Consider the following 9,453-nt stretch of genomic DNA (forward strand, 5'->3'; position numbering starts at 1 on the left):
GAATGGGAGGATATAGGGGAGACAATGGAAAAACTGATGATCCGCGGCGGCCGTCCGCTGCGCGGTACGGTCCAAATTAGCGGAGCAAAGAACAGTGCAGTCGCACTGCTTCCAGCATCGCTGCTGGCAGAAAGTGAAGTTGTGCTTGATAATTTGCCGCACTTGAGTGATGTAGCCGTATATTCCGAAATACTGCAGGAGCTTGGCGGTCAAGTGACATGGAAGGGTGATTCCATGGTTATTGACCCATCCAATCTTCGTTCCTTGCCGATGCCTAATGGCAAAGTAAAGATGCTGCGTGCATCCTATTATCTGATGGGTGCCCTGCTTGGGCGGTTTGGCGAAGCCACGATAGGCCTGCCCGGCGGCTGTAATTTTGAACCCCGGCCGATTGACCAGCATATAAAGGGATTTGAAGCTTTGGGGGCCGTCGTGACAAACGACCATGGCTCCATTCATATATCTGCAAAACAGCTCAGGGGCGCGAAGATTTATCTTGATGTCGTCAGTGTTGGCGCCACGATTAACATTATGCTGGCGGCGTCACGGGCCAAAGGCTCAACAGTGATTGAAAATGCGGCAAAAGAGCCTGAAATTATAGACGTAGCGACCCTTCTTAACGCAATGGGCGCCAAGATTAAGGGTGCCGGCACAGAGACGATTCGAATTGAAGGGGTAGACAGCCTGAGCGGCTGCCGTCATTCCATCATCCCGGACCGCATTCAGGCAGCTACTTATATGATGATGGCTGCTGCGACTCGCGGCGATGTCTTGATTGATAATGTAATTCCCAAGCATCTTGAGGCAGTCACGGCCAAGCTTCTGGAGATGGGTGTACATGTAGATGAGCTGGATGAAGCGATTCGAATTATTGGACAGCCGCATTATGAAGCCGTAGATGTCAAAGCCCTGGTCTATCCTGGCTTTGCCACTGATATGCAGTCACCGATGACGAGTCTGCTTACCCAGGCAAGCGGCGTCAGCATCCTGACTGATCATGTCTACAGCAACCGCTTCAAGCACGTGCCGGAATTAATGCGTATGGGTGCAAAAATCCGGGTAGAGACGCGCTCGGCTATAATCGAGGGCGGCAAGCTGGTCGCAGCCAAGGTTCGGGCCGCTGATCTCCGTGCCGGGGCTTCTCTTGTGGTTGCTGGACTTACAGTTGAAGATGGCGTAACGGAGATTACTGGTGTGGAGTATATTGACCGGGGGTATGATCATCTGGTGGATAACCTGCGCAGGCTTGGAGCAGATGTTTGGCGTGAGCATTAATCGCGTAATAATAAATAATGACAGGCTGCGGCCTGTATGCAACATCCTGTAACCGGAGGTTATCTATTGAGGAGCAGTTGTGCACTGAATAGATAACCGTTTTTTCGGCAAAGCTGGATGAAAACTGAATAAAGGGTGAGAATATGGCAGATCTTCAGATCTCCGATCTGGAAGAATTGAAGCTAACGGACTTATACAAGCTGGCTAAGCAGTATCAGATCCCCTATTACGGAACATTGAAGAAGAAGGAACTGATATTTGCTATTCTTCGGGCACAGGCCGAACAGAGCGGACTTATGTTTATGCAGGGCGTCCTTGAAATTTTGCCGGAAGGATTCGGTTTTCTCAGACCGATCAACTATTTGCCGAGTACAGAGGATATCTACATATCAGCCTCGCAAATACGCAAATTTGACCTTCGGACAGGTGACCTTGTTTCAGGAAAATGCAGGGCTCCAAAAGAGAACGAGCGCTATTTCGGATTGCTGCAAGTCAATGCGGTTAACGGTGAAAGTCCTGAATTCGCGGCTGAAAGGCTGCATTTCCCTGCATTAACCCCTCTATATCCACAGAAGAAGCTTGTACTTGAAACTTCCCCGACGCATTTATCGACACGGATCCTGGATTTGCTTGCACCAGTTGGACTGGGACAGCGCGGGCTGGTTGTAGCGCCGCCCAAGGCCGGTAAGACACTTCTATTGAAAGAAATCGCCAACAGTATTTCTTCCAATCATCCGGATATTGAGCTGTTCGTGCTGTTAATTGACGAGCGTCCGGAGGAAGTAACCGATATGCAGCGGTCTGTTAAAGGGGAGGTAGTGGCATCGACCTTCGACGAGCTTCCGGAAAATCATATCAAGGTAGCCGAGCTGGTCCTCGAGCGTGCCCTGCGTCTTGTTGAGCATAAGAAGGATGTGGTCATCCTGCTTGACAGCATTACACGACTTGCGCGTGCTTATAATCTGGTCATCCCTCCTTCCGGCCGTACGCTTAGCGGCGGTATTGACCCGGCAGCCTTCCACAGACCGAAGCGCTTCTTCGGCTCGGCACGAAACGTGGAAGAGGGCGGAAGTCTGACCATTTTGGCGACAGCCTTGATTGATACCGGTTCGCGTATGGATGACATTATCTATGAAGAATTTAAAGGCACAGGCAACATGGAGATTGTTCTGGACCGCAGACTGGCTGAGCGGCGCATATTCCCAGCGCTTGACATCCGCCGTTCCGGCACACGCCGGGAAGAAATGCTGCTGACCAAGGAGGAGCTGGACAAAGTGTGGGCAATACGGAAGAGCATGAATGACTCTACTGAATTTGTCGACAGCTTCCTGAAGAAATTAAGGGACAGCAAGACGAATGCTGAGTTCCTGGACTCCCTGGATACTTCTGGGGTTCAAGGCTCGGGTCCTTCGTCTTCATCTGGCGGGGGCTCCTCTTCCGGAACTGGAGCAGGCCGGCGGACGGTCCGTTCATAAGCGCTGTGCTATTGATCGCAAGGATGGAGGAAACATCATGAATCTCGTATATGCCGACGAACAAGGTAACGTGTTCGACCATCCTGATTGGGTCGGACTCGGCCGCAGTGGCGATATGGTTGTGGAGCTGATGGACGATGAGCTGATTCCGCTGCCGGATGGGGCGACCCTGGTTGGGCTGCCTTTTACAAGACCAGTCGGAATTAATCCGGAAACCGGCAGCATGCAGGTTCTGCCCGGAAATGTACAGGCTGTTGGGGCCCTGCTTCCGCAAGGCTACACAAGGCTTAGCATTCCCGGTTATGTGAAGTCAGACAAGGAACAGAAGCTGCCGCTCTTCGGCTATTCTGCCGTTGTGTGGAAGGACGATACATTTTATGTAGCTGCTCACAAGAGCGATGACCCTGAACGTTGGAACCCGCTTAACTGTGACCGTGGCGAACTGGAACTGAAGGTTGATTCCCTGCTCGCCAAGTATCCGGATAACCGCTTATATCAGCATCTGTCTCATTGTGCGCTGGGTTATGAATGCCTGACGGCCTCGAACACATTCCTGCAGCGGTGGGAAGGAGCGGTACCGGTCTCGTATTCCTGTAACGCAGGATGCTTTGGCTGTATTTCCGAACAGCCGGATGACAGCGGGTTCCCTGCACCTCAGACGCGTATGAACTTCAAGCCGACAGTAGATGAGATTGCCCAGATTATGCTGGAGCATCTCCAAACGCCCGAGTCTATCATCAGCTTTGGGCAAGGCTGCGAAGGGGAACCGTCTACCCAGGCCAAGATTATTGTGGAAGCCATGCGTAAGGTCCGGGAAACGACATCTATGGGCTATATCAATATTAATACGAATGCCGGGTTAACCGATCATATCCGGGCCATAGTGGATGCGGGACTCGACTTAATGAGAGTAAGTACGATAAGTGCTCTTGATGATCACTATAATGCTTATTATAAGCCGCGCGGATATACCTTGAGGAACGTTGAGAAATCGCTGCGTTATGCATCTGATAAGGGTGTCTATACGTCCATTAACTATCTGATCTTCCCAGGCGTTACGGACCGTGAGGAGGAGATGGAAGCGATGATCGAGTTTGCGAAGCGTACCGGTCTGCGCTTGATCCAGATGCGTAATCTGAACATTGATCCGGAGAGCTACCTGGAGCTTATCCCCAAAGCGCAAGGTGACATATATGGAATGAAGCAGATGATCGAAATCTTCGAGCAGGAGCTTCCTGATGTCGTGATCGGCTCTTATACGCATGTGCCGCCGGCACGTGTTCGTTAAAACGAATTAACAGGCAGGAGCTGCTCGTCGTAAGGCCGAAATTCCAGTTGCATAGTTTGTAATGTCCATGCTATACTCTACTTACGTGTCAATTTAAACTCTGGGCCCGACTGTTGGCTCAGGGCAGAAAGAGGTGAACGAGATGAAACAAGCTATTCATCCGACCTACCACGTCACCACTGCAACTTGTGCTTGCGGCAACAGCTTCGAGACCGGTTCGATTAAACCGAACCTTCGCGTCGAGATTTGCTCTGCCTGCCACCCGTTCTTTACAGGGAAGCAGAAGTTCTTGGATGCCGGCGGCCGTGTCGACAAATTCAAAAAGAAATACGGTATCTAATAACGAATCTGCCGTTATTTGGCGGAATACAAGAACCTCCCCAAGCCATCCTATGGTTATAAGGGAGGTTTTTTTATGAACATTCGCTGGAAGCTGATTTTCCGCCGGAAACGCTGGCGCCTTATATGGATATCTGCCCTTGCACTGATGCTGACGGCAGGCTGTGCCGGACAGCCAAGAGGGGTTCGAAGCTACGGGCATGACGGCTACATGGGGATCTCGTCGAGCAACCCGAATATGCCGATCACGGGGACGGCTTGGAGCTACCGGGATGATACGAAGTTTGTCGGTGAGCTGCTCTCCACGCTTAAGGGCATCAACCATTCAAGGGTGTCCTTTGAAGGTGCGGTGATGAGGGTAACGCTGCAGCTCGACAATGCCATGAGCCGCGAAGAGGCGGCCCGCATAACTGCTCAGGCGGAAGAGCTGCTTAATTATAATTTTCCGCGTTATGATGTTGAAGTGACGACCAATCAGTGATGGCTAAAGCGGCAAGTTCTTCCCCGGGTTGCGCTATGGGACAGAATCCGCTATACTAGGTTCTACCGTGCTAGACGGGGAGGTAGCGGTGCCCTGTAACTCGCAATCCGCTGTAGCGAGGTTGAATTCCTGTTAGAGGTTGTGCGATGCAAGGCTGGCGTCTGTGAAGCGTGTTGACGGTCGGGTCCTCCGCAATGGGCGCCTGTGAATCTGGTCAGGTCCGGAAGGAAGCAGCCATAAGCAGGTTAGCCCATGTGCCGGAGGGGTGCCTGGCCCGAGCGTGGATCAGAAGTGCCGCTTGGATCGCATACATCGAAGACAGGTGCACGGTTTAACCTTTTTATCTATAGAAGAGACACACCTTTTGAACGCATGAAGTGCGGCAGGAGGTGTTTTTTGTTTTGACTAGCCTGTTGTAAGGGCTGAAGACGGGTAACGGGAAATCCGTTTTTTTATAAGGTTGAATTGGTGTATAATGAGTACATAGTTTGCCTTCGAGCTTGAAGGCTTTGAAAGGAAAGGTCAGCGTGTCCCATATTGCATTATACCGTGCCTGGCGGCCGCAGACATTCCAGGATATGGTCGGCCAGCAGCATGTCATTCAGACCTTGCAGAATGCAATTCGGGAAGACCGGGTCTCGCACGCCTACTTGTTCAATGGTCCTCGAGGGACCGGTAAAACAAGTGCGGCCAAGATTATGGCCAAGGCGGTGAACTGCGAACAGGGTCCAACACCCCAGCCTTGTAATGAGTGTGATGCCTGCACAGGTATAACAGCGGGGTCAATCATGGACGTGGTAGAGATTGATGCCGCCTCTAACCGGGGGATTGATGAGATTCGGGATATACGGGACAAAGTCCGGTATGCACCGACCGAAGTTCGGTATAAGGTCTATATTATAGATGAAGTGCACATGCTTACCTCTGAAGCGTTCAATGCGCTTCTGAAGACGCTTGAAGAACCGCCAGGGCATGTTATATTTATATTAGCGACGACAGAACCGCATAAGCTGCCGGCGACCATTATTTCGCGCTGTCAGCGTTTTGATTTTCGCCAGGTGTCCCTGCATGAACAGACGGACAGGCTTAAGCGGATATGTGAAGAAGAAAGTATTGCTGCAGATGAGGATGCCTTGGCTTATATAGCCCGCTTATCTGACGGCGGCATGCGTGATGCAATCAGTTTACTGGAGCAGGTGGCAGCCTTTGCGGGTGAGCGTGTGACCCTCGAAGAAGCAGTAGATGTAACTGGCGGCATGGTAGCTGAGCATTTTGCCGAGTTAGCGGAGGCCATCCGCGACAGGGATGTCGCCGGCATTATGTCATTAATTGAACGGCTGATGCAGGCGGGCAAGAGTGCCGATAAGTGTATGGAGAATTTGATTTATTATTTCCGGGATCTGCTGCTGCTTAAGCTTGTACCGGGAAGCGCAACAGGAACAGAACGGATTGTGGACCCGGATCGCTTCAAGGCGATGGCGGATGCCTTTCCTAAGGAACGTCTATTCGAAATGATTGATGTTCTGAACCGTTACCAGAATGATATGCGCCATGCCGCGCAGCCCCAGACTTTGTTTGAAGTAGCCCTTCTGAAAATCTGTACCCTGCCGGACAACTCGTCAGGGGACAGTGCACTGCCGCAATCAGCGACAGCTGGAGTGGTATCCGCCGCTGGTTCCTCGGCAGAGGGTACGGAGGTTGTGCGCCTGCGTCAGCGGATCGAATCGCTTGAACAGCAGCTCGAGAAGCTGCTGAAGGCAGGAGCAGGAAGCCTGGCGGCTGCAGCGAATGCAGCTCCGGCGGCATCGGGCGGCAGTGCCAGGAGCCGAAATGCAGGCGGGTCTTTCGGAAGCCGAAGCGGAGGCGGCAGCCAGCTCGGTATCGCCAAGGTGAAGCTGGATCCCTTTGTCGCTGCGAAGGGGACGGATGAAACCAGACAGATCCTGACCAAGTGGGCAGAGATGCTGCAGCGGGTAAAGGATGCCAAGATCTCCGTCCATGCCTGGCTGATTGACGGGGAACCGGTAGCGGTATGGGATAATCAGGTGCTTATTGCTTTTAAGAACACGATGCACCGGGAAACAACCGAGCGGCCGGCGAACCGGGAGATTATAGAAGGCGTCATGCAGGAGTTGTTCGGCAGGCCAATCCGGTTCGTAACCGTCATGCAGAAGGAATGGCAGGCAGCTGAAGGTGCGCCTGCAGCGGCAGCCGAAATGCTGGAGCTCGGCCAAGAGGATGCAGAGACGAACACCGAGGGGAAACCGCCTTGGGTGGAGGAAGCTCTGCAGATGTTCGGCGAGGATCTGGTTGTAATCGTGGATAATAAGAACCAGCAAGATGGCAGTTAAAATGACAAGAAGGAGAGAATAACAATGAACAATATGAACCAGATGATGAAGCAGGTTAAGAAAATGCAGGAACAAATGATGAAAGCGCAGGAAGAGCTTGCCGAGAAAACAATCGAAGGAACTGCAGGCGGCGGTGTTGTATCTGTACAGGTAAATGGACACAAGAAACTGCTTAATGTGACGATTAAACCGGAAGCGGTAGATCCGGACGATATCGAAATGTTGCAGGATCTGATTCTGACAGCTGTTAACGATGCCATTACGAAAGCGGACGAACTTGCCAATAAGGATATGAGTAAATTTACGGGCGGCATGAAAATTCCAGGACTTTTCTAGAAGGAGCTAAACCCTTTGTATTATCCCGAGCCGATCGCCAAATTGATCGAATCTTTCTCCAGGCTGCCGGGTATCGGACCCAAGACTGCTGCCCGGCTGGCTTTTCACGTCCTCCGCATGCAGGAGGATGATGTTATTGATTTTGCCAAAGCGCTAGTGAGTGTCAAGCGTAATCTGCATTACTGCTCGGTGTGCTGCAATATTACCGATGTAGATCCCTGCCGGATTTGTCAGGACAAGTCGAGAGACCAGTCAGTTATCTGTGTCGTACAGGAAGCGAAGGACCTCATTGCCATGGAACGGACCAAGGAGTTTGACGGTCTTTATCATGTCCTTCAGGGGGCCATTTCTCCTATGGAAGGTATTGGCCCTGAAGAAATCCGCATTGCGGAGCTGCTAAGAAGGCTTGAGGATGAGCGGGTGCAGGAGCTTATACTTGCCACCAACCCGAATATTGAGGGCGAAGCGACTTCCATGTATCTGTCCAGGCTGGTCAAGCCTTTCGGGATCAAGGTTACTAGAATTGCCCACGGCCTGCCTGTCGGCGGTGACCTGGAGTATGCGGATGAGGTGACACTGTCCAAAGCGCTGGAAGGCAGAAGAGAGCTCAGTTGATTCTCTGCTGCATTCTTTTGTTAAATAGCTGTTGAAGTACGATTAAGCCTCCGATTAGGAGGCTTTTTTGCTGCTGCAGTACACCAAAAAAAGGTTCTAAGTTTGTCCCCTCGTTTATATGATGGTATTAGAGGTTCACGATTTGGAGCGGTTTACCGCGCTTCGGATGGATCCCCTAGGGAGGTGGAGCTTAGTGGCATGGTGGAATGCATGGCTATCAGGCTGGTTCAGATTATTGGGCAGAAGTTACTCGGCTGCAGACCGGGCAGTAGAAGCAGATGCAAGGATATCGTTGAATAAGCTGATGGAAGAAATCCGGGAAGCCCATCGTGATTGGGAAAATGCCCGGAGACATTTTGAATATGCTTCCGGCAAAGACCAGATTGATTACGCCATCTTTGCAATTGAAGCGGCCGAGAAGCGGTACGAGATGCTGCTGAGGCATGCAAAGAACTTACAAGTGGATTGGAAGGTTCGCCAACAGGAGGCTGATGCGGGGTGAAGCTCATGTGGGCTTTGGTTCTTGGGTTTTCCGTTCTCGCCTTGACTGTTGTGCTGATACGAAATAAGATTTCACATCGCATACTCAAACAGTTTGTGCTACACCTGGCCGCAGCGGCCTTCGTTATCTATGCCTTCAACTATTCTGGCTGGATTGCTGACTTACATATTCCTTTGAATGCAGTGACGATTGCTGCTATTGTCACGCTGGGCATTCCAGGTGTCCTAATGATTATTGGACTGCAGTGGGTGGTTCTGTGAGGCTGCGGCGCCTTAAGTAGATTGTAAGGGACTATTTATTTGCTATATAATATGCTTGTTTGATAAAAAGCGCCGATGGCGCTTTTTTGTGGTGTGTACGAAACGCTAAACTGCAGCGTGTATATGGTTTAAGAAGAGAATGAAGATTTTATTTCTAACTAGTTGACTTTATTCATGAATATATGATACATTATATCTCGCGCCTGATGAGGGCAAGTGAGCAAGAGATACAGAGGAATTAATTAGTACTTGCACACGGAAGCGCAGATGTGATATATTATAAAAGTCGCCGCTGAGAGGCGGGCGGCACATTAGAAGGTATTCAACAATACAACCTTCGGGATTGTTCTTTGAAAACTGAACAACGAGCGAACTGCCCTGTCATTCCATAATGGGATGATGGAAAAGCAATACAGAATGAGCAAGTCAACTTTCATTACTTTAATGGAGAGTTTGATCCTGGCTCAGGACGAACGCTGGCGGCGTGCCTAATACATGCAAGTCGAGCGGATCTTTAAAGGTGCTTGCACC

Annotated in this window: 10 protein-coding genes, 1 rRNA gene and 1 other RNA gene; all 12 read left to right on the top strand. The window is 51.0% G+C overall.

Annotated features, from left to right (window positions below):
• The first annotated feature begins 24 nt into the window (after positions 1-24).
• Positions 25-1,275 (top strand): UDP-N-acetylglucosamine 1-carboxyvinyltransferase, encoded by a 1,251-nt coding sequence (locus DNH61_RS08155; RefSeq protein WP_111146161.1) that lies wholly within the window; start codon positions 25-27, stop codon positions 1,273-1,275.
• A 143-nt stretch (positions 1,276-1,418) separates the two neighbouring features.
• Positions 1,419-2,750, top strand: a complete 1,332-nt coding sequence (gene rho / locus DNH61_RS08160) for a transcription termination factor Rho (protein WP_111146162.1) — start codon at positions 1,419-1,421, stop codon at positions 2,748-2,750.
• 37 nt (positions 2,751-2,787) lie between these two features.
• Positions 2,788-4,038: a radical SAM family protein gene (locus DNH61_RS08165; protein ID WP_111146163.1), complete on the top strand. Its 1,251-nt coding sequence runs from the start codon at positions 2,788-2,790 to the stop codon at positions 4,036-4,038.
• A 142-nt stretch (positions 4,039-4,180) separates the two neighbouring features.
• Positions 4,181-4,378: a 50S ribosomal protein L31 gene (rpmE, locus tag DNH61_RS08170; protein WP_111146164.1), complete on the top strand. Its 198-nt coding sequence runs from the start codon at positions 4,181-4,183 to the stop codon at positions 4,376-4,378.
• A gap of 75 nt (positions 4,379-4,453) precedes the next feature.
• Entirely contained in the window at positions 4,454-4,858 is a 405-nt protein-coding gene (locus tag DNH61_RS08175; protein WP_111146165.1) for a hypothetical protein, read from the top strand.
• A gap of 65 nt (positions 4,859-4,923) precedes the next feature.
• Positions 4,924-5,188: signal recognition particle sRNA large type (ffs, locus tag DNH61_RS08180), an RNA gene on the top strand.
• A gap of 197 nt (positions 5,189-5,385) precedes the next feature.
• A complete protein-coding gene (gene dnaX / locus DNH61_RS08185; protein WP_111146182.1) occupies positions 5,386-7,209 on the top strand; it encodes a DNA polymerase III subunit gamma/tau in 1,824 nt (607 codons plus the stop codon).
• A 24-nt stretch (positions 7,210-7,233) separates the two neighbouring features.
• Positions 7,234-7,545 carry a YbaB/EbfC family nucleoid-associated protein gene (locus DNH61_RS08190; protein WP_111146166.1) on the top strand — a complete coding sequence of 104 codons (312 nt, stop codon included), beginning with the start codon at positions 7,234-7,236 and terminating at the stop codon, positions 7,543-7,545.
• Positions 7,546-7,560: 15 nt separating this feature from the next.
• The gene (gene recR, locus DNH61_RS08195) at positions 7,561-8,160 is read left to right on the top strand and encodes a recombination mediator RecR (protein ID WP_111146167.1); all 600 of its coding nucleotides are present in this window, start codon (positions 7,561-7,563) and stop codon (positions 8,158-8,160) included.
• 193 nt (positions 8,161-8,353) lie between these two features.
• Complete coding sequence (locus tag DNH61_RS08200; RefSeq protein ID WP_245948028.1) at positions 8,354-8,662, top strand: DUF2508 family protein; 309 nt, start codon at positions 8,354-8,356, stop codon at positions 8,660-8,662.
• A 5-nt stretch (positions 8,663-8,667) separates the two neighbouring features.
• Positions 8,668-8,922 (top strand): pro-sigmaK processing inhibitor BofA family protein, encoded by a 255-nt coding sequence (locus tag DNH61_RS08205; RefSeq protein WP_245948037.1) that lies wholly within the window; start codon positions 8,668-8,670, stop codon positions 8,920-8,922.
• 441 nt (positions 8,923-9,363) lie between these two features.
• A 16S ribosomal RNA gene (locus tag DNH61_RS08210) occupies positions 9,364-9,453 on the top strand; the annotation flags it as partial.

This window comes from Paenibacillus sambharensis (genome assembly GCF_003233845.1).
Classification (GTDB): domain Bacteria; phylum Bacillota; class Bacilli; order Paenibacillales; family Paenibacillaceae; genus Paenibacillus_I; species Paenibacillus_I sambharensis.